This is a genomic window from Paraclostridium sp. MRS3W1 (assembly GCF_032465715.1).
Classification (GTDB): domain Bacteria; phylum Bacillota; class Clostridia; order Peptostreptococcales; family Peptostreptococcaceae; genus Paraclostridium; species Paraclostridium dentum.
The window spans coordinates 1-25,915 of the sequence record NZ_JAWDJM010000110.1 but is presented as its reverse complement, the minus strand read 5'-3'; the positions used below and the strand labels follow the sequence as shown (position 1 = coordinate 25,915).

Sequence of the window (25,915 nt, the reverse complement as noted above, 5' to 3'; positions counted from 1 at the left end):
TCACTCCTTTTTCATTAGTCAATAATATGATTGCCAATAGAGTTGAAAAATAACATGATTTTATAAATAAATTAATATTTTAAAGTTATAGTCAGTAAATTTTTATTTATGGCATATTATTATATAAATTATATAGTTATAAATACAGTGTCAAAAATTAAGTTTTTATTATTTATTTATAAAATTGTAACGTATGGTACATAAAATTTAAAAATATTGTTATATACTTGAGATATGGTAATCATTGATACTGATGCAATGAATTTAAGTTAAATAATACTTTTAAAAGGGTATATAAAATACACATTAAAAAGGAGAAATAAAAATGAGTTTATTTTTAGGCAAAATACATTATTGGCTATTTAATAAAATTTTATGGTTTGAGAATTTAGAGGATGAAATTATTAAATTGGCAAAAGAAGAGTGCTTAGATATAGAAAATATAGAACATGAAATTAATTTAAAACATGGAGCTAAATTATCAAATAAAAATTTAGAAGAAATTATAGATACAAGCAATATACATGGTTGGTTACAAAATAAAATACATTCCTCTGAAGGAAGAATGGCATCATGGACATATTTTATACTATCAAGTGACAGAAATAAATTAACAAAGTTAGAAAAAATATATATTTATCAAGGTATTAAAGCTGCGAAGGAAGTGAAATCAAACCGCAGTATTTCAAGTGCTAAGGAATTATATAATAGCATAAATGATTATATATTAGATGGGATGCCTTGCGATAGTGTAAATGATATTATTACTTTAGAAGATGAACTTGTAAAATGGAAAAGAAGAATTTGTGTTCATAAAGTTATATGGGAAGAAAAAGGGCTAAATGTTAAAGTGTTCTATGATTTAAGGAATTTATGGATAAAAGCTTTTGTCAACGAAGTAAATAGTGATTTTGAATATATCGAAAAGAATGATGGAGAGTATTATATAAGCATAAAAAAGTAGAGCTTAATTTATAAGGAGAAATAATATGAATGCTATAGAAATAATGAATGAAGAACATAGATATATAACGCGTATGTTAAAAGTAGTTAGAAAAGTAAGTTTTAGGATCTTAAAAGGAGAAGATGTAAATTATGATGATTTTAATTCAATAATTGATTTTATATCAAATTATGCAGATAGACATCATCATAAAAAAGAAGAAGATATACTTTTTAATAAGATGATAGAACATATAGGTGAAATTGCAGAAAAGTTTGTAAAACAAGGAATGCTTGTGGAGCATGATTTTGGAAGGTTATATATGAGAGATTTGGAACAGGCTTTAGTTAGATTAAAGTCAGGAGATGAAGAGGCTAAACTAGATGTAATATCAAATGCTATATCATATACACACTTATTAGAAAGACACATCGACAAAGAAGATAGGGTTATATATAAATTTGCACAAAGAGAACTTAATGAAGAAGTCTTAAATTTAATAGACAAAGAATGTAGAGAATACGAAGCAAATAATTTACAAGAAAAAGACAGATGTATATCTGTTTTAGAAAAATTAGAACGTAAGTATATATAGATTAAAAAAACTTTCATAAAAATGATAATTTATGAAAGTTATAAAGATTAATTAAAAGGAGTAATTACAATGCAATATAGTGATAAAGTTATGGAACACTTTATGAATCCTAAAAATGTAGGAGAGATAGAGAATGCAAGTGGTATAGGTGAAGTTGGAAATGCAAAATGTGGAGATATTATGAGAATGTATCTTGATATAGAAGATGATATAATAAAGGATGTTAAATTCAAAACATTTGGATGTGGATCAGCAATAGCTAGCTCATCAATGGCGACAGAAATGATAAAAGGAAAAACTATACAGGAGGCATTAAAGTTAACTAATAAAGCAGTTGCACAAGCTCTTGACGGTCTTCCACCAGTAAAGATGCATTGTTCTGTATTGGCAGAGCAAGCAGTAAAATCTGCATTAATTGATTATTCTAAAAAAAATAATGTAAACATACCTGAATTAGAGGGCGTAGTTATAGATGATGATCATCATGATCATGAAATATTTGAAGATTAATTTAAATAAAAATAATAAGGAGATGAATTAAATGATAAACAAAGATTATACAATAGGAGAAATATTAAAAATAAAACAAGGTGCAGCAGAAGTTTTAATGGGATTTGGTATGGGATGCTTAGGATGTCCATCTGCAACAATGGAAACTTTAGAACAAGCATGCTTTGTACATGGTTTAAGTTTAGAAGAAGTTTTATCAAAATTAAATTCGTAACGAGCGTTACAGAACAACTAGATTATTTTATATATAATTTAGTTATATTGATTAAGCAATTATAAAAGATATTATTTTTTAACTTAAAAAGAGTAAATAAAATACACATTTAAAGGAGATATACAGATGGAAAATAAAATGTTTTGTTTCCAATGTCAAGAGACAGCAGGATGCACGGGATGTACAAAATTCGGAGTATGTGGTAAGTCACCAGATTTAGCTAGAATGCAAGATTTATTAATATATACAACAAAAGGATTATCAGAAGTTACAACAAGACTTAGAGCAGAAGGTAAAAAAGTGAGTGGAAAAGTTAATCATTTAATAACTATAAACTTATTTACTACAATAACAAATGCAAACTTTGATGATGCTGTATTTTATGAAAGAGTTAAAGAAACTTTAGCTACTAAAGAGTCTTTATTATCTAAATTAAGTAATAAAAAGAATTTATCAGAAGCAGCATTATGGAATGCAAGTTCAAATGTAGAAATGGATGCTAAAGTAAATATATTAAGTAAAATAAAAGATGCTGTACTTGGAAGCGGAAAAGAATCAGCTGATATAACTAAAGCATTAGATGAAAAGTCAACTAAGGTAGGGGTACTTGCAACTAAAGATGAAGATATAAGAAGTTTAAGAGAACTTATAATATATGGATTAAAAGGAATGTCTGCATATATAAAGCATGCTAATGCTTTAGGATATGACGATGAAGATGTAAATGCATTTATGCAATCTACATTAGCAAAAACTTTAGATGATAGTTTAACTATTGATGAATTAATAGCATTAACTTTAGAAACTGGTAAAGTTGGAGTTGATGGAATGGCGCTATTAGATAGTGCAAATACAGGAACTTACGGTCATCCAGAGATAACTAAAGTAAATATAGGTGTAAGAAATAATCCAGGGATACTTGTATCAGGACATGACTTAAAAGATTTAGAGCTATTATTAAAGCAAACAGAAGGAACAGGAGTTGACGTTTATACTCACTCAGAGATGTTACCAGCTCATTACTATCCAGCATTTAAAAAGTATTCTCACTTTGCAGGAAACTACGGAAATGCTTGGTGGAAGCAAAAAGAAGAGTTTGAAAGTTTCAATGGTCCAATATTAATGACTACAAACTGTATAGTACCTCCAAAAGATAGCTATAAAAATAGATTATACACTACTGGAGCAGCAGGATTTACTGGAGTTAGACATATAAAAGGAATAAGTGAAGATAATAAAGATTTCTCAGAAATAATAGAACAAGCTAAAAAATGTGATCCTCCAACAGAAATTGAAAGTGGAGAAATAATAGGTGGATTTGCACATAATCAAGTGTTTGCACTTGCAGATAAAGTTGTAGAAGCAGTAAAAACAGGAGCAATAAAGAAATTCTTCGTAATGGGAGGATGTGACGGAAGAGCAAAATCAAGAAACTATTATACTGATTTTGCAAAAGCCTTACCAAAAGATACTGTAATATTAACAGCAGGATGTGCAAAATATAAATATAATAAATTACCTTTAGGAGATATAAATGGAATACCTAGAGTATTAGATGCAGGTCAATGTAATGACTCTTATTCATTAGCTTTAATAGCATTAAAACTTAAAGAAGTATTTGAACTTCAAGATATAAATGAATTACCAATAGCATTTAACATAGCTTGGTATGAGCAAAAAGCTGTAATAGTATTATTATCACTATTATACTTAGGAGTTAAAAATATTCATTTAGGACCAACTCTACCAGCATTCTTATCTCCAAATGTTACTAAAGTTTTAATTGAAAACTTTGGAATTGGTGGAATAACTAACGTTGAAGATGATTTAAAAATGTTTTTAGAGCAATAAAATTATAAGATACTCTCCTATACATATTGTATGGGAGAGTATTTTTGTAATATATAAATTATTATATAATTTTAAAAACAGATATATATATGGATAAAATTAAACAAAATAGAGAATTTTTCAAGGTTGATTTTGAGATATTAAAATAAATAGACAAAAATGAATTGGATCTATATTTTTACAAAAGAATATGATAAAAACTATGAATTAGTAAAACTTCGATCTATAGATAAAAATATTTTAGTTAAGTAAAATATTTTTGATTTTTTAAAAGACATAATATGTATAAGAAAATTAGTCTATTTGAACTTTTATATTTGCTTTGAGCTACTCAAGGAATTTAAACTATAAAAGATACAAATAATACAAAATAAGTAAGCATGTCAAAAAGTCTACTTTTTGACATACTTACTTTTTAAAAGTTATTTTCTTTCAAAAATTAAACAATTTCATATTTGAAATATTGCAAAATGATAGTATACTTATTGAAAGAGAAAATGACACTTGAAAGGATAAACCTGTATGAGAAAATTTTTTTATGCAAGGATAAGTACAAAAGACCAAACTTTGGAAAGACAAATTGTAGAAGCAAAAAAATTAGGAATTGATGAAAGTTATATATTTTTAGAAGTTGCGAGTGGAAAAGATTTTAAAAGACCTGAGTATCAACTTTTAAAAAGGATGCTTAGAGAAGGGGATGTACTATACATAAAATCGCTAGACCGACTTGGAAGAAATAAACAAATGATATTAGATGAATGGAATGAATTAGTTAAAGTTAAAAAAGTAGATATAGTAATTTTAGATATGCCACTTTTAGATACTACTAAATACAAAGACATGAACGGATTAGAAAATTTAATATCAGATATAATTCTTCAACTTTTAAGTTATATGGCAGAGGACGAAAGACTTAGAACAAAAGAAAGACAAAGAGAAGGTATCAAAATAGCAAGAGAAAAAGGTATTAAGTTTGGTAGACGTAAAATAGATCCCGGGGAAAAATTCGAAGAAGTTTATCAAGAATGGAAATCAGGACAAATTACTGCTGTAAAAGCTATGGAAATGCTAGGATTAAAGAGCAATACATTTTATAGAAGAGTTAAGGAATATGAATTGGAAAGTTAAGGACAAAATTCAATAATATTAATTATATAAATAAGCTCCCATTCAGTACTAATTATATAAATACTAAATGAGGGCTTATTTTTAGACATTTAGCTTAACTTAGCACCATTTCATTTTATTAGCTGCTTTCCAAAACGCATCTTTGTTACGTTTAGGACGACTATCTATATAATTAAATAGTTCATATCCAACTTCTAAGTATGTAAAACCTTTACCACCTTTACCACCATTAACTTCTTGTAATTCTTCAAACTTTAATTCTGACATATTTGATTTTTCTAAATTCATATATAAACCTCCCTTAATAAAATGTTAAAACTTATTTTGTTTGAATTAAGAATAACATAAAAATGTTAAAAAAATATAAAGAATGACTGAATAGTATAGGTTCTTGTTCGAATAGTGTAGGGTAAAACTATTCAGTTCCCAAAATGCACTATTCAGTCAAAATATATTTACTTTTAAAACAAAAATAGATATGGTCACAATATCTATTTAATTATATATACAACAAATGGAGGAATAGGGTGAAAAAAATTCTATAAAATCAGAAATGATATGTAAAGCAAAAATTTTAATAAGAAGTGAAAAAATGCTTTATTATATTTTAGAAAAAGTTGTATTCAAAAATAAATATATCTTAAATAATGGAAAGGAAATGATTATGAAAAAATTTTTGAAATTACTAGGAATATGTATAGGGTTATTATTAATAAGTTTTTTTAGCAGTATGATTGTAACAGGAATTTTTGCCATTGTAATTGAAGATTCTAAAGAAATGAGTAAATATATATATATAATAACTTGCATAATAGACGTTATTATACTAATCTTAGTAGATTGGATGTATTCAATTTTTAATAAAAAACTATTAAGTAAAGATGTTTTAAAAAAAATAAAATTAAATGAAGTAATAAATATTAGCTTATTGGGAGTAGGCCTTAGTGTTTGTGGATCAATTTTAGCTGGAGAATTAACTGAAGTTTTTCCAAGTTATGTGAATGTAGCTAATCAACTAAGCGTTAAATCGCTAGACCAGATGATAATAACTATACTGATAATACCTATATTTGAAGAAATAATATTTAGGCGAATTATATTTGGATATTTAAAAGAAAATTATACTGTAGTGTATGCTATTATTGTTCAGGCATTAATTTTTGGGATAGCACATGGAAATATTGTTCAAGGAATATGTGCTTTTTTAATAGGGATAGTATTAGCTATAATATATATGTATTGCGATTCATTAGTAGGAAGTATGATTCTACATATGGTACTTAACTTATGTGGAACTTTAATTATTCCTAAGTTAGTAGCTATTAATGAAATAATGGGATATATAGTATTTATATCTGGAATATTATGTTTAGTTTTTTCTATATTAAAAATGAAAAAAAATATGAAAAAATCTTTTGAAAATAGAGAGTGTAATAATTAACTTGGTATTAAATAAATTCTCTTATCTTAAATATGAACCTGTCAAATGGACACCTGGATATAATAAACTTGGACATTTAATTTTATAGTGTAACTTACTAATTACATAGAATGTAGGGATAGAGTCCTAAAAAATGTTAAGGGGATTTTGTTAAGTAATTCCAATGATTGAAGTGTTTTTATGTATTTTATTAATTAGGTCAATTATATTTAAATAGTTCAACAATATATATAATAATTTACGAACTAAAAAATTAATAACATTACAGATTTAGAAATCCTATTGTTTCTATAACTTAATAAAACTGCTTTTGATATAACTAATGAGGTTAGTATTTCTATAAAAATAACAAAAATTAAATAAAAATTAATATAAAAACTCAAGTTTAAACTCCTCCTGATAATTAATTTAGTAACGCTATATAGATAATACTATCTTCAACGGATGTATTGAATCAAGTGAATTGAATTTTTTATATTGAGAAATTAGCATTGCACTTATAGTATATAAGTTTTTATTAATTTAGAAAATAAAAAATAAAGATATAGAGTAGTATGATTTTAGATACGCGTGTGTCCTATACTGAACTAACCAAAGCCTTATAAAAGGAATTGATAGATCAATAGATGTAGTAATTTCAATTAGAGAGAATATTTCACGATTTAGTCAAATGGAAATAAATGTAAAAGTTGTAACTTGAAAAGATATAAAAAGATGTATAATATAATTCTGGTAAATTATATAGTTATAAATTTAACCTTTTTAAAGTGAAACTATATAAATAAAAAGCTTATATAAATTTAAAAACAGAGTTATTTAATGTTGTAATTTAAAATTATATAAGTTTAAAAAAGGAGAAATATTTATGTCAAAGGTAGCAAAAACAACGATAGGATTGATGATAGCTACGTTAATAGCAAAAGTATTGGGATTTGGAAGAGAATTAACTCTAGCTGGAGTATACGGAACACAGGGGATAAGTGATGTATTCAAAATATCTATGACTATACCGGTAGTTATATTTGCAGCAGTAGGAACATCTTTAGATACAGCGTTTATACCTTTATATCAAGAGGTACTTAAGAATAATGGAGAAAAGGAAGCAAACAAATTTACAAATAACGTATTAAATACAGTTATTTTAATTTGTATGGCATTTTCTATATTAGGATTGATATTTACACCTCAAATTGTACATGTATTTGCAATGGGATTTAAAGGTGAGATATTTGCTCAAACAGTATACTTTACTAGAATTATGATAATAGGATTAGCGTTTTTAGGAATGAGTTATATTATGACGGCTTATCTTCAGGTAAAAGGAAACTTTGTAATACCTGGACTTATGAGTGTGCCAAATAATATTATAGTTATAACATCTATAGTTTTGAGTTCAATAATAAGTATACATTTACTTCCTTGGGGAGCTTTAATAGGATTATTTTTACAATTCTTATTCCAGCTACCATTTGCTAAAAAAAGAGGATTTAAATATAGCTTATTTGTTAACTTTAATGATAAATATTTAAGGAAAATGCTATGGCTTGTAATACCTGTTTTAATAGGGGTTGCAGTCAATCAAGTTAGCACTATTGTAGATAGGACGATAGCATCTAATCTTGCTGAAGGAAGTATATCAGCACTAGATTATGCAGCTAAATTAAATCAATTTGTAATGGGGATGTTTATAGTATCAATTTCTTCTGTTGTTTATCCACTATTAGCTAAATTAACAACACAAAACAATAAAGAGGAATTTTACAAAGCTATAAAAGCATCAGTAAACACAGTTATACTTTTACTAATACCCATATCAATAGGGGCTATGATACTTGCAACTCCAATAGTTAAAGTACTTTTCCAAAGAGGTGCATTTGATGCGAAATCTACACAAATGACAGCAATAGCAGTAGTATTTTATTCAATAGGGATCATAGGATTTGGTCTTAGAGATATCCTTGGAAAGGTGTTTTACTCATTGCAAGATACAACAACACCTATGGTAAATGGGATAATTACTATTGTATTAAATATAGTATTAAACTTACTATTTGTAAGATATACAAATATGCAACATGCAGGGTTGGCTTTTGCAACTAGTATTTCTGCAATAGTTACCATAATATTATTATTTATAAGTTTAAGGAAAAAAATTGGACCATTTGGCGGAAAATCAATTATAATCGTTTTAATAAAATCAATTGTATCAGCATTATTGATGGCTGTTGTAACACTATTTGTATATAATTTCTTAAATGAGGCGGTACCTGCTTTATTAGATGGAGTATTGCCAGATTTATTACATAAAATTTTACCTGCTGCCTTAGAGAAAAAATTAACCGCTGAAAAGGTATATGATATTATTTCACTAGGTGGATCCGTGGGATGTGGGGCATTAACTTATGGTATATGCATAATTCTTTTAAAAGTAGATGAAGTAAATTTAATTTTAAACAATATAAAAAATAAAATAAAGAAATAGAAAAAACTGTCTTAAAATAAGTTAATATTTTAAGACAGTTTTTTATTTAGAAACTATTTTTATCATTTATTTATGAGAAATAACCTTTTTGCAATAGACAATGTATAAAGATTGAATGACTAGTAAAAGTATTACAATCCCTAAAGATGTTAATAACCATACAGGAACTTTATCACTTACAGACATATGTAATGCCATTGCAGCTGCTCCGAAAAGCCATCCAAATAAATTAAAAGTTTTCCATCGTATACTAGTGATTTTTTCGATCTTATTTTTATCTTCCATGCCCATTACCCCTTTAGTAAAAACTTGTTTTACCAAATTCTAACACGAAAGGTATTTTCTTTCGATACTTTTTCATTTGTGTAACCTTACTGTAATAAATTGGGAATTGTAATTTTTATATTATAATATACGAATCCTTATTGTGCCTTTGAGTATTTAATTGATTCTAAACAATAAGAAATTGTTTGAACTAGCCATATAATAGTTACTATTACTAGAGGCATGATCCCAAAGTTCCATAAATCATAACCTATAATGCAAAATAGCCAAAGTATAATACATGTTTTAGATACAGATACATATGCTTTATAAGCACTTTTAAATATCCCTAATTTTACAGATTCATCACAACTATCTACCCATTTTTTAGCAAATTTTATATCATATACACTCCCTTTTAATAATGGGTTAATTTCTTTTCGTAAATTTATTATTTTCTTTTGAATTAGTATATTAGATGTAACACATAATATCAGTCCTATTGAAAAACAAATATACTTTGTAATACTAATATCACCATTTATATCATCAAAAGGTAGTAACATGGCTCCTATTCCAATAAAGAACATACCAATAATATTAATTATAGAAGAAAGTAGTCTTAAATAAGATAAATTTTCTTCAATTTTGTCTATACGGTTGTCATCTTCATTTGATTTTTTCCATAACTCATAACTTTTTCTTGAATCAGTATATATTATTTTAAATACTAGTATCAATAATATAGAAAGAACAAGACTTGCGAATGGTGTAATATATTTAAGCATGTTTATTAACGAACTAGATACATTCTCACCCATAATTTGTTTTAAATTTCCAGATATTCTACCCAAAAAGTGTCCAGCAACTAACGATATTACTATCATAACTATAAAACTTTTAAAAGCTTTTTTATCCTCTTTTTTAATTTCATCCATACATTTATTACTCATTAACCCCATCCTCCTCATAACTAAAAATATCCTCTACACTTACATTAAAAATCTTTGCTATTTTTAATGCTAAAGTAACTGAAGGAGAGTAATCCCCTCTCTCAATTTGGCTTATTGTCTGTCTAGACACGCCAACTAATACCCCCATCTCAGTCTGATTTACATTAATCTTAGCTCGATATTCTTTCAAGCGATTATTTAATGGCATATAACCCCTCCTGACTATTTTTATTGTCAATATGACAACTATATTTGTCAATATTAACTATAGCTTATGACAACTATAATTGTCAAGCGTATACAACTAAAAAAAGCTGTATTAAAATAAGTTAATATTTTAATACAGCTTTTTGGTAAATCAAAGCACTTTAAATTACAAGTCTTTATCTTTATTTAATTCTTTAATAATCTTGATAAGTAGTTCAACATACATATATTTCATACTCCTTCAATATTATTTTCTATATTTATTTCTTCTATTTAAAAACAGTCCGAATGCAGATATCGCACCTACAAATAAGAATGTCTTTATACCCATATCTATTGTTTTAGGATTTGAACTAAAAACCTCTTTATTATCATCTAAACTAGAAATAGTTACTTCTAATGTCTTTTTATGTTCTTGCGGTAAATTAGGTTTATTTATAGCTGGTTTTGTATTAGTAGAACTAGGCCTATCTATTGAATTAACAGTATTTCCAACATTTGGAGCTTTATTATCTTCATTTACTTCAGGTAAATTACTTGTCTCTTCATTTTTAGGGCTTACAGTTATAGTTCTTTTAGTAGTAGTAGAATTTCCATTTTTATCAGTTACAGTATATGTTAGTTCGTATGTTCCAGGTTTGTTAGTGTCTACACTTCCAGTAACTTTGATATGCTTTGTTATATTGCCATCTTCTTTGTCAGTAGCAGTAACTCCTTTCATTGAATCGAATGAAGTTCCTTCTTTTATACTAGCATTGTCAGCACCGTTTATTACTGGTTTATCATTGCTCTTTACAATTATAGCTATAGATTTAGTAGTTGTAGCTCCATTACTATCAGTTACTTTATATACAACTTTGTATGTACCTGCTTTATTTGTATTTACTGTGTTTTCTATAACTTTAATATGTTTTGTTATATTACCATCCTCTTTATCAGTTGCAGTAACCCCTGTCATTGGATTAAACTTGTCTCCAACTTTGATAGTTTTATTACTTGCATTTATAACAGGTAAATTATTTATATGTAATTCTTTAGGATTTACAATTATAGTTCTTTTAACAGTATCCGTATTTCCGTCTTTATCATTTACTTTATACGTTAGTTCGTACGTTCCAGGTTTATTAGTATTCACATATCCAATAACTTTGATATGCTTTGTTATATTACCGTCTTCAGTGTCAATAGCAGCAACTCCGTACATTGGATCAAATAAAGTTCCTTCTTTTATGCTGGTATCATCAGCACCGATTATTAATGGTTTATCATTACTTCTTACTGTTACTAATATAGACTTAGTGGTTCTAGCCCCTTCACTATCAGTTACTTTATATGTAACTTTATATATACCAACTTCACTTGTATCTACTGTATTTTTTATAACTTTAATATTCTTAGTAATATTACCATCTTCTTCATCAATAGCAGTAACTCCATCCAGTGGATTGAATTTATCTCCAACTTTAATAGTTTTGTTTTCTGCGTGTATCTCAGGGATATTATTTAAAGTTAAGTCTTTAAGCTTTACAGTTACAGTTATGTCTTCAGTAGTTGTAGCCCCATTGCTGTCAGTTACTGAATATACAACTTTATATTTACCAGCTTTGCTTGTATCTACAGTGTTTTCTATAACTTTAATATCTTTAGTAATATTACCATCCTCTTTATCAGTAGCCGTAACTCCAGTCATTGGGTTAAACTTATCTCCAACTTCTATAGTTTTATCTTTTGCATGTATCACAGGAGCATGGTTTGGTGTACTTTCATAAAAATGAATCATATTTGAATTTATATCAGATACCCAAGTATTTCCGTATTTAGTTGTTTGATATCCTCCTATAATAAGATGTTCAGAATTTACAAAGTCTTTAGGAATATTAATTGGTTTAAAAGCATATTCAACCTTTAATTTAGGATCTTCATCTCCTTCAATAGTAGATTTTAAAGTTACTCTAAAAGCTACTAGATCCTTTAACTCTGGAACATCGGTAGAAAAAGAACTTCCATCAGTTGAATATTCAAGAGTGAAAGCACTTTGTGAATCTTCTTTTATTACTGGTAGTTTAGTAAATTCTACGTACTTTTCACCTTTTTCAGTATGGTTTGTAAATGTATAAGAGTATTCACTAAGTGTCCCATTAGTTAAAGCGAAGTGCCAATTTGTATGGATATCTTCTCCTGTAGATAAATTATAGTGTAAATGACCATATTTATTATCAGAGTAACTAGTTTCAAATCTATATCCATTTCCATATGCGGTTTTTTCATTTTTATTTAATTCTTTATTATTTTCCGATGCAACTTCTGGTTTTTCAGGTGTTTCTTCTGGAACTGATACTTTATCTTTTTCCTCAACATTATTAACTTCGCTATCTGTATTCTCTTTTTCAGTTGGATTATTTGGGAGTTCATTTGTATCGTTTGTTGCTGGATTAGTTTCTACGTTGTTAGTATCTTCCGTTGATACATCTGGTTTAATTTCATTTGCATAAATACTTAGAGGCATTGGGTTCATTAATATCGTTGTAGCCATTGCACCTGCCACTGCTTTTTTAATTTGCTTGTTTTTCATTTAAGATGTCTCCTTATTACAATGTTATATTTATATACCCTTACTTTTGTGTCTTCAACTTGAAAAAATTTATATACTAATTAATAAGGTAGATTTTTATTAAAAAGGTTCAAATTTTCTAAAAAAAAATACTATTTTACATAGTATTTTTTCTCTAAACATAAAAATCATTTTACATTAAAGTCAATTTCCATCATATTAAATATATTATTATTTAAACTTTATATTAATCAAGTATTTAGATAAATTTCCAGCCTTATCATATAAATACAATGTAAAATCAGTGTTATATTTACTTGTTTTTAGCTTAATTTCATTTATATTTTCACTCGGAAATATTTCAACTTTATTTCCATTTACATCAGTTATATATGATTTATCATAATCTATATTGGATAAATCATCAGTTACGTTTATAACTATTTCCTCTTCATTATATTTATAATCTATAATTTGAGGTTTTGTTTTATCAATACAATTAATAGCTATATCTTTTGTATTTGTTTTGTTAAAAATAGACTTAGTATATATTTCATAAGCTCCATTTTCTGTTATAACTGCTGAAACTTTATTATGTTTTGATTTACTGCTATAAATCTTATTTCCATTGCTATCTAATATGTATATTTCATCTAAAAATGCAGAGTGGTTCAATGTAATTTCCAGTTCTAAATCTTTATTTATATATTTACTATCATTATAAGATATAGATTTTATATTTGGATTTATGCCGATAGTAGTTAATAAAATACCAGAAGTTACAATTGTTGAGGATACGGCTATAAATTTGAATTTATTGCCTATATTTATTTTACTTGATACTCCTAAATAGTTTGTACTTGCAGCTGCATTTTGGGATAAATATGTGCCTTTAGCGAGTGCAGGAACTGTAATGTTCTTTGCAGTATTATAATAATGGATATTTAATGACTTTGATATACTTGGAATAAAAATCATTCCGTAGAAATTATCACTTAAATACATAGATTTTAGTTTTTTCTTTGCATAATGAAGTCCGCTTTTTACCGTTCCTAGAGGCATATCCATTATAAATGCTATTTCCTCACTTTTTAAGCCTTCATAATATTTAAATAGTATTAAATTCTTATGCTGTAATGATAACTTGTCTATTAATGATACAAGATATGTGTGTTTTTCTTTCTTTTCATATGTATGTTCTATTACATTATCAACTTCAGATAAAGTATCATTTTTCAATGTATCTTCATAATTGCAGTATGCAAGCTTTTTAGAAGAATTGATTTCTTGAATACATCTATTATATGCAATTTTTTTCACCCAAGCTATAAATAACTTCGGGTTTTTAAGATCATTTATAGACTTCATTACAATTAAAAATACATCTTGAGATATATCTTCTGCTAAGGTGTCATCTTTTAAAATAGATAATACATAAAAATATACATTTTTATATGTTGTACTGTACAACTCTTCAAAGGCTTCATTATCACCGCTCTGTGCTTTAATAACTAATTTTTCTATTTGCTTGTAATCATATTTTTTCATAAACCATCCTTTTCTAAAATAGTAGTTATTTTTTCTGTATTTGTCTAAATCATTATATAATTAATTTTTGTAGTTTTTTCTTTGATTGTATATAATATTATACCTTTAATAAGATCTATTTCTATATAAAATAGTCCGAATTTCTAACATATTATTTTAATATCATTATTTATACTCTTTCTAAATTGATTTAAATCAGTTTTATATCAATTTTTAACATATATTTTCAACATATTTATAAAAGACCATATGATGTCACTTTAAATATATAGGCATAAATTATTGAACTATTTATAAGTTAAATATATTGGAATAACTATAAGTATAATATGAATGACTAAAAATTCCAAATATATATAGATAATATCTAGTTATATACCTTAGGGGTAAATTACTGTTTAACCATTTTTATGATATTAACCCCTATATATTTTATAGATTAAAAATTTAAATAAATACTATTATATATTTGAATTTTTATATATACAAAGGTAGATGATATAATGGTTACAGAGCAAATAGATACACTTATATACATTGTTTACAACTTATTTATCAAAGAAGTGCATGTTATTAAATTCCTTATGATTTTTTATTTGCAAGATAAAAAACCTTTGTTCATTTGTATATTCAAAATTAATGAACAATAAACATTTTATATGTGTTGTTAATAAAAAGAGAGAGTACATAAATTAGAACGATATTTGCTCTATGTGCTCTTTTTTTTTTGCAAAAAATTAATAAATTTATGAATAACTTATTATTAGCAATAAAAGAAGTGCTAGGTGATGCTGCAACAGATGTAGACTCTCAAGTGAATTGAAATTTTATTTTAAAATAATCCTCTGGTATAATTAGTATTAATTGTACTGTAAGTATAAAGGAGAGGGGAATTTATGATAAAAAAAAGATTAGTACTGGGGCTTACATTTTTAATATGTATATTTACATTAGGATGTAGTAAGGTTGAAAACACAAGTAAAGAATATGATTCTAAAAAAATTAGCACCGAACATAATACAAACAAAGATACTGCTAATAAAATTAGTTTCAGCGATAGTTTAAGTGAAGTAAAAGATAAAATGTATAACGCATGCATTTATGATAGTCAAGATCAACCTATTAAAACAATGGAAGAGGCAAAAGAATATGTAAAAAATATCTTACCAGATGGAATTAAAGAAATTGAAAGTAAATTTAGGGAAGATAAAGGTGCAACTTATGCTAAATACGGTACAGAAGATTTTGTTTTCTATGTTTGTTACGTACACCCGTATAAACCGCTAGAAAATAATGTTAAACATAGTGACTTAAATACAGTATCAGGAATAACATTTCCAAGAGTAGAAATAAATTCAAATTGGGAGAGTTCTAAGTAATTGTATTCTAATAGAAGTTGAAGACAGAACTCAAATAGTTTAGTAAAACTGCTACATAAGTATTGATTATTATATTTTAAAACTTATGTAGCTTATATTTTATGGTGTTTTTTCAATAGCTCTTTGGTAAATATCTTCAATTACTTTCATTTCAGATTCTGTAAACTTACCTTTAGCATAAATGGTATTTCCATCTTTAAAAAAACCTTGATAAAATGTTCCATCATCAAGGATATAACCACGACCTAAGTATAATCCTCCTCTACCGTTACCTTGGATATATGACATTATTTGATATTTAGTTTTTGTATAAATATTTTTATCTTTTGTTCTAACAAAATTTAAAGTTTCACTTTGAGTAGTTAATGTAAGTTTTGCATTTTTATATAAATTTTCTATTGTGTATATATCTTCTTTATAGATATGTACAACACCTTCAGGATCATCTTCTATTGCAATATTCTTTGAATCATCTTTTTCATATACTTTACTTGAGTCTAATAATAATATATCTTCTGAATCCTGTAAGTTAGTAGATACATTAGATAATTCTTCAACATCAGCAATATTGTTTTTAATAGTATTTGACCTATTAAACATGAAAAACGCAAAAACAATAACCACAATAATTAGTGGAAAATACCTTTTCTTTGATATCATTCTAAATTACTCCCTTTTATAAATTTTATTTCTAATAATAAAGTAAAGATATATTTTAAAATGCTATTTGTCAATAATTGGTATTTGAAATTTCTTAGTGATATAATATATGGGGGTATATTCATACTATTAAGAACACAAATATGGGTTGATAAAGTTGAAATATAGGAGATTTTTGAGCAACGAGACACGAACTTGCTGAGTGGGCGTTGACGACATGGAATTTGAGCTACAGGAGCGAAGTGAGTTTTTTATGGGGATGAAAGAGTTTTGCGATCATTTATACGATGATAGCACAGATGGGTATATACAGATTTTAAAGTTAAACAATGATGGAAATAAAGAAAGTTCTAATACAAATTCAACTAAAAGAACTATTGAAATATATAATACTAGGAATGAGGAGTTAAGAGACATTGTAGAGGTGCTTCATGAAGAAAAGGATGTATTTGTCGCGCCAAACACAATGTACATTCCAAAGAGAAGAGTAAAAAATATAAGACAGTTTAGATCTTTATTTCAAGATATAGATTGTCAAAACGTAGGTTTAGAAAAAGCTGAAACGGTGTATTTGGTTTGGGAATTATACTATGAAGGTAAAATACCAAAGCCAACTATGGTAACAGACAGCGGAAGAGGTATTCATTTATACTGGAGAGTAAAAAACGCTCCATATGGAGCTTTAAATACATGGCAAGAACTAGAAGATTACATATATTACAACCTAAAACATTTAGGAGCAGATAAAAAGGCTACAGATAGTGCCAGGGTCCTTAGATTACCAGGAACTATAAACTCTAAGAACCAATTAAACTGCCAAGTTATATATATAGATGATGAGCTAGAATATTCTATGTATGAATTAAGAGATAAATATTTAAATTATAATCCTAAATCATATCAACTACAGATTCAAGACACTAAAGGACAAGGTAACAAAGTCATTTCAAATAAATTCTTTAATTCATATAGCTTGCATATGCAAAGAGCCTGTGATTTACAAACCTTATGTAAACTCAGAAACTTTGATATGAAAGGTTATAGAAATATGATTATTCATTGTTATGCATATTGGAAAGGAATATATACTAGAAATCTAGATGAACTTAAAAAAGAAGTTATTAAGTTAAATAATTCTTTTAAAGAACCTCTTAAACATACCGAAGTACAAGCTATTCTAAGGTGTATTTCAAAAGCTATTGAAAAGTTTATAGAGTATGAACAAGGTTTAAGAAATGGAGAGATTAAAAAAGTCTATAAAAGGATGATGGATAAAGAAGGATATTGGTATAAAAATACTGCTTTAATTGAACGATTAGGAATTACGTGAAGAGAGCAAAAGCATATGATAACTATAATTAATAAAGAGGAAAAGTACTATAGAAATAATAAAAGAAGAAGGTTAGAGAGAAGAAATGAAGAAGGGTTAACTAAAAGGGAACAAGAAAAAGTTGATAATATAAATAAGATTAAAGAGTTTGTAGAACTAGGATTAAAAAATAAAGATATAGCTGAAAAACTAGGGTTATCAGTGAGGCAAGTTCAACGCTTGAAAAAGGACCCTTAGGGTGACATGAAATGGCTCTTTATAAATATGTGGGTGTGGGGGTTTATTTTTAATATAATTAATTGGGGGATAGAGAATGTTTTAGGAATGTTGGCTGCCAGTAGATATTGATTATTTTGTTTTATTGTATACGGAAAAGAAGGGTTTAAGGCGTGTTTATTGAATCCTTTTAGTATAATACTAAAATACATTTACAATTTCTTATTAAAATGGTGTAACAAATTATATAACAAATATATTTTATATTTGTTATATAATTTGTTACACCATTTGTTATTGTATTTCTTCAAATCAGAGTTTAAAAGTAGTAATTTCAAGTGTTCTGTATTTAAAAGGAATTACTTATATACATCCTATATATTAAATTTTTGTTTTGTGAATAGCAAATTTCAAGTGTGATTTTTAAAAGTAATTTCTAATCCAAATTAATATAGGATATTTTTATGATTTTTTTGGACAACCTTTTATATAAAATTATATATCATAATTTTTTTTAGTTAGCATATATATAATTTGTTGGGGAAAAAGCTAAAATTTGTATGTGCAGAATGTATGGGGGAGTGATGTAAATGAACAATTTAAATTTAGATGAGTATGTAACTACAAATCAGTTTAATAATATGTGTTTAAAGGAAAGGGTAGATGTAGTAAATGAGATGTTAGAGTATTATGATGTAAAAACTATAAGTAACTGTTTAGGGATAGATGTAGGCTTCTTATTTTGGCTATTTAATTATAGATTAGAAGGTAATAAGTTCGTAGAAAAGAAGTAAGGGATTAGAAATGTAATTGATTTAGTACTTAAATACATTAAAAATTTAAATAAATACTATAAGATATTTGAATTTTTAATAATACAAAGCTAGATGATATAATAAAAACATAGCATATATATTTTTTTACAACTTATTATCAAAAGAGTGCATGTTATATTAAATTCCTTATAGTTTTTTATGTGGTTTATAAAAAATATTTATTCAATTGTATCAACGAACGCGAAAAGTTAATATGTGTTGTTTACTAGTAAAAGTAGTACATAAAGTAGATTTATATTTACTTTATGTACTACTTTTAGTTATATCCATTTAATTTGTGAGTATAAGCTTTGTCATATATACTCTGTACCGTTTTCATATCTTCAGAATTGAACTTTCCTTTTAAATATACATAAACAGGTCCATTTTTAGAGATTTTATAAATGTTTTGATAAAATACTCCATTGTCAAAAACACACCCCTCACCTAGCTGATAATGTGAATATAATGAATCGCTATCAACGAAAAAAACTACTTTATACCTTATCTTTGAGTATATATCCTTGTCTTTTGTATAGAAATTAGATTCAAATTCATCTTCAGAAATTGTATTTGATTTTGCATTTAGATACAACTTTTTCAACTTCTCATTATTGTTTTCATCTAAAATTTGAGCTTGAAATTTATTAAGCTCTACTACATTTGCTTGCAAAGGATTTTTATTAGTACCCATTTTTTTTGCATCTAATAAAACCCCTACTCCGTTATCTCCAATCTCTTCTGTGAATTCTATTGGTTTAACGTTCTTTATAGATTCTTTATTTTCATTTTTAGATTTAGAAATTAGATAGTTTATACCTATAAATAATATAATTAGAATTATTAAAAATATACTTTTTCTTCTCATTAAATCCCCCCTCAAGCTTTTTATAAGCGTACATACCTACATTATTCACTGTGATATATTACCATTTATTTACATTTAAATCTATAAATGATCTAATATACATAATTTTGAAGAAACTTAGTTAATGTATTTAGGACTTATATTTTAGTAATCAGTGCTAAAGTACACCTATTTGCTCAAGGTTTAGTATATAATATATATTACTGAATCAACATAGCTTAGAACCCAAATTAAAAGGAGATACACACAATGAATAATGGCCAAGAAAGATTCTTTAATTTTATAATGGAAAGAGTAGCTTTAGAAAATCAAGACAAAGCAAAAGAATTACTAAATGAAAGTTTTAAAAAACAAGACGAAGGAACTTTTAACAAAGAGTATATGATGAGTTTTATTCCAAGAATGTTGGAGTTAATAAAGCCTGAGTGTATAGAAGAGGTTAAAAATATAATGGCTAATCACAAGGCTTAATAAAGTAAAAACTAGGTATAACATTATACCTAGTTTTTATAATTTATCGCATATACTGAGTTAGTGGAAAAGTTTATTTTTTTAAGTAAAGAAAAGAGCTAGTTTTATAGAACACTAGCTCTTTTCTTAGTTCATCTATTTAAAGTTTTATGTGGATGAATGCAATTATTCTGGGATATATGGAAGTGTCTCCTTAAATTTGAAATAATCAATTTTATCTTTATACACACTACCATCATACAGTACATTATTTAATGTACAAAATTCATCACCTAAACTACCAATCATTAATGATTGGAATTCAGTTTGCACTAACACTCCATTTCCATCATTCAATTTTAGCATTGTGAAAAAAGTATTCTCATCTACTAACAGATCTCTAAGTTGTAGCATTAATTTAGTATTTTTCATTATTTCATTTGTTGAATAAGGTAACTCATATTGGATATATTCTTTGCCTTCTATTAATTGATATTTTCTTGTTTTTAAAATTGACTCTATCTCACTAGATTGTTGATGAGAAGATGAGTTAAGTGTTTTAGATGTTTCTTTAGATTTAACTGAATTAGATTTTGATACTATATAAATAGATGCGATAATCAAAACACTAAGTCCGATTATTAAAATTTTTAATTTTTTACTCATAAAAATTCCCCTTTAATTTATTGATGTACTTTTTTTAGTATAATTTTTATAAATATATAATGCAAATAAAATGTCTACAAATTGTGAAATACACTATAATATAAGTAATTATATAACATTTGATTTTATATAAAGGAGTGTGAATTATTGAAAAACATTACAAAAATCACTTTAGCTATAGTTTTCTTATTTATACTTACGCTAGGGTATAAAGTATCTAAATTTAACTTTAGCTCCTTAGAGGATCAAGAGCCTCCTATCATAGAAGAAAGTGACAGTTTTAGTAATGCTCAGAAAATACTAGAGGACTATGGGTATAATTTAAAAGATGTTCAAGATAATGAAAAAATTCAAGATAATATGCCTGATTTAAAAACATACAGATATGAAAGAAAGAATGGAATTATATCTATATTAGCAAACGGAGACTATATTTACATGGTAAACTACTACGAAGAATAGATTCCGTACAGTAAAGTGCATTAGTATATGCTGCGTTTAAAATTTAAATATTTGTAAGTTTATTTATGTTATAATAATAAATGGAAATTACAATCTAAGAGTGACTGTTTCTATACGAAGGATAAAACCTACTTCCAATAGGAAGGAGGTGGAAGTATGGAAATTTTAAGATTATTTTTAAACAATTCCGACGCTATATTTTTTAGCATAGTCGGATGTTTTATTTATGATAAGTTAAAAAGTCACTCTAACGGCAATAAGAGTGACCTAAATAAATAGATATTTTATTTACATAGAAACTTCGCTCTATACCACTAGATTGTAGTTTCTTTTTTTTAACTATTCTAGATTAGATATTCCATCACGTCCATAATAAAAAACTTCTCCAGTATACATATGAACGGCAAAAGCATCGCCTCCATCATATACAATTTGGTAGTAATCTCCTTCTAATGTGTTAATGACGCTACCAAGAGATTCAAATTCACGGAAATTTAGTTCTTTAAGTCTTTTATCGCATAGAGCAATCGCTTCGCTTTCTGATATCTTCTTTCTTTCTGTTGTATCTTCATTCTCTTTGATTTTAGGCTCAGAATCGCTAATACTTTTATTGTTTGCGATATGTGTATCAATATCTATCAATTTGCCTATATTAGCAGAGTCTTCATAATATATTGATCCATCACTTTCTTTAACGCAGTATCTGTAATCAGCAGCTATTCCATCTATCATGTAATACACATATATGTATCTAACTCCATTGTATTTACCGCCTGAAGGCATACCAGGTGTATTTTTTCCTAAAGTAAGATAGTCAGTATTTATAAATCCTGATAACTTGTTTTTGCATAATTGTAATGCTTTTTCTGATGATATAATGTTTTCATCAGAACTTGTGCTAGTTTGAACTGATCCAAAAGTTTTAGTGAATAACTCTTTTTTTAATCCTAAATCATCCAAGTTTTTATCTTGAACATAATCAGGATTAACTTTAGCTATATCTTTTACACTCTCTTCTGTAGTTAGTATATTTAAACTTTTAGATAGCCCTGTAGGTTCAACATTTGGTGACTCTACAAGAGTTACAGATGTATCATTTGTTTTTTCTATTTTAAATTTAGATTTAATTATAATTTCAGGGGAACCATGTTCATTACTTTCAAGTTCGAATAAAGCAGTATTTATATCAGTGGATGTTTTTTTTATTTTATTTACATCCGCTTCATATGGGTATAATGCTACTACTTCATCTTTATTGAAACAGGATACTGTACCTATTTTGCTATCACCGCTATCATCATATAAGTACTTACCTTCTAATAATTTCGCTAATGTTTCTTCTTTATTTTTTGTAACCTCGCCAGTGTTTACTTCTTTTACAACATCATCTTTACTAATTTTTTTAGTTTTAGATATTGGCTTCAGAACTAGAGTACATCCAACTATTATAACAACTACTCCTAGTGCTATTAAAATTCCTTTTCTGCGATTCATTATAAATCCCCCGTTTCTTTTTATTGTGAAATTTGATTCACAAAAAAGTGACGTTTCGCAATCTTAAAAATAACTACAAAAGATATTATACATATATAGTTTATCTAAATTTGTAATAATTTGTAGCCTACAAATAAAAAAATAATGCCTTGTTAAATTAACTAGAATTTAGCAAGACATTTTTTAAAAATAAATTAACTAAAATAGGATGTTATTGATTTATATTTTGTTTGCAATATTTACATATTGTAGCATCTTTTAATATACGTTCCTTACAATAATGGCATGTAATTTCATTCTTGTAAGGAACGTATATTAAAAAAGTATAAATAAGTGCGACAGGCAGTGCTAATAAAAGACCTAGGAAAATACCGCATATACCACAAACTATAAGAGCTTGTGTAGCCATTTTTATTTGATCTTTATTTTTACCTATGAAATATGGTATTAATCCTGCTATGATACCTGCTAAACCTCCAACGATAACAGTTTGTAGAAAGTCCATCATAATTTCCCCCTTATACATATGAATTGTATATATAAATTGTATGACGCAGCTTTTTTAAAAATACATGAGGACAAATTGTAATAAATCTCTATTGATATTTTGGAACCTTTTTATGGGCATGTGTATTAGGAGAATTAATCGTAAGTATCGCTGGTATAGTAATATCATCTAAAAGATTAAAAGAAGATAATTGTAAGACTTACAAAATAGGCTATGGTTCTCTTTTTTAGCATAGTCGGATGTTTTATTTACGATAAATTAAAAAGTCACTCTAACGGCAATAAGAGTGACCTAAATAAATAGATATTTTATTTACATAGAAACTTCGCTCTATACCACTAGATTGTAGTTTCTTTTTTTTTATTTCTATATTTATATTATACTATAAAATTTAGAAAATTAAACACGAAAATTAAATAAACTATCAACACGTTAAATTTTTCAATAATTTAAGTTTACTTGTATTTTGCCTACCTTACAAATTTGTTCGGCAGTCTTACACATTCTACATGATATCATATACTCAAATACTAAGCAGGAGAATTGAACATGAAACAAGATACGAAGGTTTTAATTATAGAACTAACAAAACTTATAGTATCTATATCTTTAATCATTTTATATCTTAATCAACTAATGAAGTGATTAAAAGTGTATTTACTTTAAGTAAGACTTTTAACGTGAGGTTCCAAAATGAAAAAGAGATACAAAGAAAATTTACTTATAACTTATAAATTAATACTTCTATTAATTTCACTTATGATGGTTGTATATTTAATATTAAAAAAATAAAAATCATCTAAATTAAATTTAATTAAAGGATTTTAAAGTATTATATCGTAATTACTATTAATAGAACTATTCCGAATACATTCGATTATTTTATTGACAAACCATAACTCAACTTGATAGACTAGTTATACAACAATTTCTAAATGAAATCTTGAAACAAATAAAATTACAAATACAATAACAATTTGTTAAACTAATTATTAAACAGATTGTTATTGTATTTGTTCAACCATAGAGGAGGAAGTATTTTGAAAATATGTTCATTTTTTAATGTAAAGGGTGGAGTTGGAAAAACAACTCTAACAGCTTTAACAGCAATTAAATTAAGCAAAGAAGGTAATAAAGTTCTAATCATCGATGCAGATACTCAAGCAAATTTAACTCAGTTTTTATATAAAGTATCACATAGTGATAAAACGATGTTTGAAGCATTAACAGATAACTCAAGTGCAGATGAGGTTATAATTAAGTCTCCACTTCCAAAGTATTCAAATATAGATTTAATACCATCTGATTTAAGTTTAAGTGTTCTTTCTGAGTTTCTTACAACTAAGACTAATAGAGAGAAGTCAGTTTGGAGATGGTTCAAATCTAATATAGAAACTTTAAAAAATTACGATTATGTATTTATAGATTTATCTCCATCTTATGATCTAATTGCTAGAAACTTTATGATAGTATCAGATTCAATTATAACTCCTTTAGAATATCAAGATATTGCATCGATAAGAGGGTGCGAATTATTTTATAAGAAGTTTAATCAAGACTTAGTAGATATGGAAATGGAAAACACAGCTAAAAGAGCTGTAATTATAAATTCATACACTGAAAGAAAACTTTCTACTGCAGATATATTTAATGATTATTTAGATCAATTTGAAGATATAAAACAAGATCTATTAGAAAGCAAGTTAAGTGATACAACTTTAATCAAGAATGCGATACTAAATAAATTAGACATAGAAGATTATTGTAAAAAAATTAAAAGAAGCCATAAGGTTAGAGAAGAATTTGGGGAATTAATAGAAGAATTAAAAGAAAAGGAAGTGTTATAAATATGGGAATAGATAAATTTTTAGTAGATGAGGAAAAAGTGGAGTTACCTAAAAAAAATTATAAGTCAAAAGTAGATGACAAGTTAAAAACTAAATTCGAAGAAGAAGAGGTAAAGCCTAATTCAATTAACTTATTAGAAATGGAAGAAGACAAGAAATCAAGTAAGAAGGTTTCTATGTCTATATACTTCGAAGAAGATGATTTAAAGCTATTAAAAGCTATATCAAAGTTTAAAAATACAACTGTAAACAAAACAGTAATGAGTATACTAGAAGGGCCTTTAGAAACAACTAAAAGCAATTTGCCAAGTGATTTTAACATAGATAAATTAGCAAAAGATTATGATAAAACTAGCAGAAATAAAAAGGCTAGAAGATAGTAATGCTAATGATTTAGTTACAAATTAAATAACAAACTTAAATTAAAATGGTGTAACAAATTATAAAACAAATACATTTCTATTTGATTTATAATTTGTTACACCATTTGTTGTTTTAACCCTTATTCAAATATACCTTATTAAGAGTAATAT

At 26.4% G+C, this 25,915-nt stretch carries 28 protein-coding genes; 17 read left to right on the top strand and 11 right to left on the bottom strand.

The genetic code is table 11. The annotated features are described in order from the left end of the window. The first annotated feature begins 325 nt into the window (after window positions 1-325). From RWY47_RS08965 to RWY47_RS08940, 6 genes are all read left to right on the top strand, one after another. Complete coding sequence (locus tag RWY47_RS08965; protein WP_224170991.1) at window positions 326-964, top strand: hypothetical protein; 639 nt, start codon at window positions 326-328, stop codon at window positions 962-964. Window positions 965-989: 25 nt separating this feature from the next. Beyond that, the gene (locus tag RWY47_RS08960; protein ID WP_224170990.1) at window positions 990-1,538 is read left to right on the top strand and encodes a hemerythrin domain-containing protein; all 549 of its coding nucleotides are present in this window, start codon (window positions 990-992) and stop codon (window positions 1,536-1,538) included. A 69-nt stretch (window positions 1,539-1,607) separates the two neighbouring features. Beyond that, a complete protein-coding gene (nifU, locus tag RWY47_RS08955; protein ID WP_224170989.1) occupies window positions 1,608-2,048 on the top strand; it encodes a Fe-S cluster assembly scaffold protein NifU in 441 nt (146 codons plus the stop codon). 31 nt (window positions 2,049-2,079) lie between these two features. Further along, on the top strand, window positions 2,080-2,262 hold the full coding sequence (locus tag RWY47_RS08950; protein WP_224170988.1) for a DUF1858 domain-containing protein: 183 nt from the start codon (window positions 2,080-2,082) through the stop codon (window positions 2,260-2,262). A gap of 126 nt (window positions 2,263-2,388) precedes the next feature. After that, window positions 2,389-4,113 (top strand): hydroxylamine reductase, encoded by a 1,725-nt coding sequence (hcp, locus tag RWY47_RS08945; RefSeq protein ID WP_224170987.1) that lies wholly within the window; start codon window positions 2,389-2,391, stop codon window positions 4,111-4,113. Window positions 4,114-4,635: 522 nt separating this feature from the next. After that, window positions 4,636-5,241 (top strand): recombinase family protein, encoded by a 606-nt coding sequence (locus RWY47_RS08940; RefSeq protein ID WP_224170986.1) that lies wholly within the window; start codon window positions 4,636-4,638, stop codon window positions 5,239-5,241. Between the two features lie 99 nt (window positions 5,242-5,340). Here RWY47_RS08940 and RWY47_RS08935 read toward each other — a convergent pair whose 3' ends face one another. Next, complete coding sequence (locus tag RWY47_RS08935; protein WP_224170985.1) at window positions 5,341-5,529, bottom strand: hypothetical protein; 189 nt, start codon at window positions 5,527-5,529, stop codon at window positions 5,341-5,343. Between the two features lie 376 nt (window positions 5,530-5,905). Between RWY47_RS08935 and RWY47_RS08930 the strand changes: the two genes are divergently transcribed. Both RWY47_RS08930 and murJ read left to right on the top strand, forming a co-directional pair. Continuing rightward, window positions 5,906-6,682 (top strand): CPBP family intramembrane glutamic endopeptidase, encoded by a 777-nt coding sequence (locus RWY47_RS08930; protein WP_224170984.1) that lies wholly within the window; start codon window positions 5,906-5,908, stop codon window positions 6,680-6,682. An 865-nt stretch (window positions 6,683-7,547) separates the two neighbouring features. Next, window positions 7,548-9,164 carry a murein biosynthesis integral membrane protein MurJ gene (gene murJ, locus RWY47_RS08925; RefSeq protein ID WP_224170983.1) on the top strand — a complete coding sequence of 539 codons (1,617 nt, stop codon included), beginning with the start codon at window positions 7,548-7,550 and terminating at the stop codon, window positions 9,162-9,164. A gap of 66 nt (window positions 9,165-9,230) precedes the next feature. On the opposite strand, the gene RWY47_RS08920 is transcribed toward murJ, so the two are convergent. The 5 genes from RWY47_RS08920 to RWY47_RS08900 all read right to left on the bottom strand — a co-directional run bounded on the left by RWY47_RS08920 (window position 9,231) and on the right by RWY47_RS08900 (window position 14,687). Beyond that, window positions 9,231-9,449, bottom strand: coding sequence for a hypothetical protein (locus RWY47_RS08920; RefSeq protein WP_224170982.1), 219 nt, complete (start codon window positions 9,447-9,449; stop codon window positions 9,231-9,233). Between the two features lie 137 nt (window positions 9,450-9,586). Next, window positions 9,587-10,381 (bottom strand): DUF3169 family protein, encoded by a 795-nt coding sequence (locus RWY47_RS08915; RefSeq protein WP_224170981.1) that lies wholly within the window; start codon window positions 10,379-10,381, stop codon window positions 9,587-9,589. Beyond that, entirely contained in the window at window positions 10,374-10,589 is a 216-nt protein-coding gene (locus tag RWY47_RS08910; protein ID WP_035117301.1) for a helix-turn-helix transcriptional regulator, read from the bottom strand. Before RWY47_RS08910 ends, RWY47_RS08915 begins: the two co-directional genes overlap by 8 nt. 246 nt (window positions 10,590-10,835) lie before the next feature. Continuing rightward, window positions 10,836-13,160, bottom strand: coding sequence for a DUF5011 domain-containing protein (locus RWY47_RS08905; RefSeq protein ID WP_224170980.1), 2,325 nt, complete (start codon window positions 13,158-13,160; stop codon window positions 10,836-10,838). Between the two features lie 210 nt (window positions 13,161-13,370). Continuing rightward, window positions 13,371-14,687, bottom strand: coding sequence for an RNA polymerase sigma factor (locus tag RWY47_RS08900; RefSeq protein ID WP_224170979.1), 1,317 nt, complete (start codon window positions 14,685-14,687; stop codon window positions 13,371-13,373). A gap of 896 nt (window positions 14,688-15,583) precedes the next feature. Here RWY47_RS08900 and RWY47_RS08895 point away from each other — a divergent pair. Then, window positions 15,584-16,066 (top strand): hypothetical protein, encoded by a 483-nt coding sequence (locus tag RWY47_RS08895; RefSeq protein ID WP_224170978.1) that lies wholly within the window; start codon window positions 15,584-15,586, stop codon window positions 16,064-16,066. Window positions 16,067-16,165: 99 nt separating this feature from the next. Here RWY47_RS08895 and RWY47_RS08890 read toward each other — a convergent pair whose 3' ends face one another. Then, on the bottom strand, window positions 16,166-16,726 hold the full coding sequence (locus RWY47_RS08890) for a hypothetical protein (protein WP_224170977.1): 561 nt from the start codon (window positions 16,724-16,726) through the stop codon (window positions 16,166-16,168). 217 nt (window positions 16,727-16,943) lie between these two features. Here RWY47_RS08890 and RWY47_RS08885 point away from each other — a divergent pair, with 217 nt between their 5' ends. The 3 genes from RWY47_RS08885 (at window position 16,944) to RWY47_RS08875 (ending at window position 19,066) form a co-directional block, all read left to right on the top strand. After that, window positions 16,944-18,056, top strand: coding sequence for a DNA-binding response regulator (locus RWY47_RS08885; protein ID WP_224170976.1), 1,113 nt, complete (start codon window positions 16,944-16,946; stop codon window positions 18,054-18,056). Between the two features lie 15 nt (window positions 18,057-18,071). Continuing rightward, entirely contained in the window at window positions 18,072-18,293 is a 222-nt protein-coding gene (locus tag RWY47_RS08880) for a hypothetical protein (protein WP_224170975.1), read from the top strand. Window positions 18,294-18,862: 569 nt separating this feature from the next. Further along, a complete protein-coding gene (locus tag RWY47_RS08875) occupies window positions 18,863-19,066 on the top strand; it encodes a hypothetical protein (RefSeq protein ID WP_025163163.1) in 204 nt (67 codons plus the stop codon). 298 nt (window positions 19,067-19,364) lie between these two features. On the opposite strand, the gene RWY47_RS08870 is transcribed toward RWY47_RS08875, so the two are convergent. After that, window positions 19,365-19,955 (bottom strand): hypothetical protein, encoded by a 591-nt coding sequence (locus RWY47_RS08870; RefSeq protein ID WP_168932631.1) that lies wholly within the window; start codon window positions 19,953-19,955, stop codon window positions 19,365-19,367. A 249-nt stretch (window positions 19,956-20,204) separates the two neighbouring features. On the opposite strand from RWY47_RS08870, the gene RWY47_RS08865 reads away from it, so the two are divergent. After that, window positions 20,205-20,426, top strand: coding sequence for a hypothetical protein (locus RWY47_RS08865; protein ID WP_025163165.1), 222 nt, complete (start codon window positions 20,205-20,207; stop codon window positions 20,424-20,426). 165 nt (window positions 20,427-20,591) lie between these two features. Here RWY47_RS08865 and RWY47_RS08860 read toward each other — a convergent pair whose 3' ends face one another. Further along, a complete protein-coding gene (locus RWY47_RS08860) occupies window positions 20,592-21,071 on the bottom strand; it encodes a hypothetical protein (RefSeq protein ID WP_150845140.1) in 480 nt (159 codons plus the stop codon). A 147-nt stretch (window positions 21,072-21,218) separates the two neighbouring features. Between RWY47_RS08860 and RWY47_RS08855 the strand changes: the two genes are divergently transcribed. Then, a complete protein-coding gene (locus RWY47_RS08855; RefSeq protein WP_150845139.1) occupies window positions 21,219-21,533 on the top strand; it encodes a hypothetical protein in 315 nt (104 codons plus the stop codon). 156 nt (window positions 21,534-21,689) lie between these two features. Continuing rightward, window positions 21,690-21,812 carry a hypothetical protein gene (locus RWY47_RS08850; protein ID WP_257440349.1) on the top strand — a complete coding sequence of 41 codons (123 nt, stop codon included), beginning with the start codon at window positions 21,690-21,692 and terminating at the stop codon, window positions 21,810-21,812. A 60-nt stretch (window positions 21,813-21,872) separates the two neighbouring features. Here the strand turns inward: RWY47_RS08850 and RWY47_RS08845 are convergent, their stop codons facing one another. Beyond that, window positions 21,873-23,027 carry a hypothetical protein gene (locus tag RWY47_RS08845; RefSeq protein ID WP_224170974.1) on the bottom strand — a complete coding sequence of 385 codons (1,155 nt, stop codon included), beginning with the start codon at window positions 23,025-23,027 and terminating at the stop codon, window positions 21,873-21,875. Window positions 23,028-23,238: 211 nt separating this feature from the next. Continuing rightward, entirely contained in the window at window positions 23,239-23,535 is a 297-nt protein-coding gene (locus RWY47_RS08840) for a hypothetical protein (RefSeq protein ID WP_150845137.1), read from the bottom strand. A gap of 1,040 nt (window positions 23,536-24,575) precedes the next feature. Here RWY47_RS08840 and RWY47_RS08835 point away from each other — a divergent pair. Both RWY47_RS08835 and RWY47_RS08830 read left to right on the top strand, forming a co-directional pair. Further along, window positions 24,576-25,382, top strand: a complete 807-nt coding sequence (locus RWY47_RS08835) for a ParA family protein (RefSeq protein ID WP_025163103.1) — start codon at window positions 24,576-24,578, stop codon at window positions 25,380-25,382. 2 nt (window positions 25,383-25,384) lie between these two features. After that, entirely contained in the window at window positions 25,385-25,762 is a 378-nt protein-coding gene (locus RWY47_RS08830; protein ID WP_021431470.1) for a hypothetical protein, read from the top strand. The last annotated feature ends 153 nt before the right edge of the window (window positions 25,763-25,915 follow it).

Bases quoted from the DNA above. Each gene is read 5' to 3' on its own strand.
- RWY47_RS08915 (WP_224170981.1), bottom strand. From the start codon at position 10,381: ATGAGTAATAAATGTATGGATGAAATTAAAAAAGAGGATAAAAAAGCT.
- RWY47_RS08930 (WP_224170984.1), top strand. From the start codon at position 5,906: ATGAAAAAATTTTTGAAATTACTAGGAATATGTATAGGGTTATTATTA.
- murJ (WP_224170983.1), top strand. From the start codon at position 7,548: ATGTCAAAGGTAGCAAAAACAACGATAGGATTGATGATAGCTACGTTA.
- RWY47_RS08860 (WP_150845140.1), bottom strand. From the start codon at position 21,071: ATGAGTAAAAAATTAAAAATTTTAATAATCGGACTTAGTGTTTTGATT.
- RWY47_RS08870 (WP_168932631.1), bottom strand. From the start codon at position 19,955: ATGAGAAGAAAAAGTATATTTTTAATAATTCTAATTATATTATTTATA.
- RWY47_RS08960 (WP_224170990.1), top strand. From the start codon at position 990: ATGAATGCTATAGAAATAATGAATGAAGAACATAGATATATAACGCGT.
- RWY47_RS08900 (WP_224170979.1), bottom strand. From the start codon at position 14,687: ATGAAAAAATATGATTACAAGCAAATAGAAAAATTAGTTATTAAAGCA.
- RWY47_RS08830 (WP_021431470.1), top strand. From the start codon at position 25,385: ATGGGAATAGATAAATTTTTAGTAGATGAGGAAAAAGTGGAGTTACCT.
- RWY47_RS08845 (WP_224170974.1), bottom strand. From the start codon at position 23,027: ATGAATCGCAGAAAAGGAATTTTAATAGCACTAGGAGTAGTTGTTATA.
- RWY47_RS08935 (WP_224170985.1), bottom strand. From the start codon at position 5,529: ATGAATTTAGAAAAATCAAATATGTCAGAATTAAAGTTTGAAGAATTA.
- nifU (WP_224170989.1), top strand. From the start codon at position 1,608: ATGCAATATAGTGATAAAGTTATGGAACACTTTATGAATCCTAAAAAT.
- RWY47_RS08950 (WP_224170988.1), top strand. From the start codon at position 2,080: ATGATAAACAAAGATTATACAATAGGAGAAATATTAAAAATAAAACAA.
- RWY47_RS08940 (WP_224170986.1), top strand. From the start codon at position 4,636: ATGAGAAAATTTTTTTATGCAAGGATAAGTACAAAAGACCAAACTTTG.
- RWY47_RS08840 (WP_150845137.1), bottom strand. From the start codon at position 23,535: ATGATGGACTTTCTACAAACTGTTATCGTTGGAGGTTTAGCAGGTATC.
- RWY47_RS08875 (WP_025163163.1), top strand. From the start codon at position 18,863: ATGAACAATTTAAATTTAGATGAGTATGTAACTACAAATCAGTTTAAT.
- RWY47_RS08890 (WP_224170977.1), bottom strand. From the start codon at position 16,726: ATGATATCAAAGAAAAGGTATTTTCCACTAATTATTGTGGTTATTGTT.
- RWY47_RS08905 (WP_224170980.1), bottom strand. From the start codon at position 13,160: ATGAAAAACAAGCAAATTAAAAAAGCAGTGGCAGGTGCAATGGCTACA.
- RWY47_RS08910 (WP_035117301.1), bottom strand. From the start codon at position 10,589: ATGCCATTAAATAATCGCTTGAAAGAATATCGAGCTAAGATTAATGTA.
- hcp (WP_224170987.1), top strand. From the start codon at position 2,389: ATGGAAAATAAAATGTTTTGTTTCCAATGTCAAGAGACAGCAGGATGC.
- RWY47_RS08895 (WP_224170978.1), top strand. From the start codon at position 15,584: ATGATAAAAAAAAGATTAGTACTGGGGCTTACATTTTTAATATGTATA.
- RWY47_RS08920 (WP_224170982.1), bottom strand. From the start codon at position 9,449: ATGGAAGATAAAAATAAGATCGAAAAAATCACTAGTATACGATGGAAA.
- RWY47_RS08850 (WP_257440349.1), top strand. From the start codon at position 21,690: ATGGAAATTTTAAGATTATTTTTAAACAATTCCGACGCTATATTTTTT.
- RWY47_RS08965 (WP_224170991.1), top strand. From the start codon at position 326: ATGAGTTTATTTTTAGGCAAAATACATTATTGGCTATTTAATAAAATT.
- RWY47_RS08885 (WP_224170976.1), top strand. From the start codon at position 16,944: ATGGAATTTGAGCTACAGGAGCGAAGTGAGTTTTTTATGGGGATGAAA.
- RWY47_RS08865 (WP_025163165.1), top strand. From the start codon at position 20,205: ATGAATAATGGCCAAGAAAGATTCTTTAATTTTATAATGGAAAGAGTA.
- RWY47_RS08880 (WP_224170975.1), top strand. From the start codon at position 18,072: ATGATAACTATAATTAATAAAGAGGAAAAGTACTATAGAAATAATAAA.